Source organism: Burkholderia sp. GbtcB21, from assembly GCF_019091065.1.
GTDB classification, from domain to species: Bacteria; Pseudomonadota; Gammaproteobacteria; order Burkholderiales; family Burkholderiaceae; genus Burkholderia; species Burkholderia pyrrocinia_C.
Map to the genome: position 1 here is coordinate 1 of NZ_JAGXKA010000572.1, position 229 is coordinate 229.

General features: G+C 69.0%; 1 protein-coding gene. It reads left to right on the forward strand.

The annotated features are described in order from the left end of the window. Positions 1–90: 90 nt before the first annotated feature. Positions 91–229: autotransporter-associated beta strand repeat-containing protein (locus tag KVT39_RS38625; protein WP_368858979.1), on the forward strand; the 139-nt coding region annotated here is incomplete at its 3' end.

The following is a 229-nucleotide window of genomic DNA, read 5'->3' on the forward strand; positions in this document are numbered from 1 at the left end:
AACGTGAACCTCGGCGGCAAGTCGCTGACGCTCAACGGCTGCGCCAATGCGACCTAAGCCGGCACGATCGGCGGGGCGGGCAGCGTGACGGTGGCCGGCGCCGGCACGCAAACGCTGACGGGCTCGAACACGTATACGGGCGGCACGCACCTGAATGGCGGCAACCTCGCCGTCGGCAGGAATACGTCGCCCGGCCTCGGCGCGGTGAACGTGTACGGTTCGTTGTCGC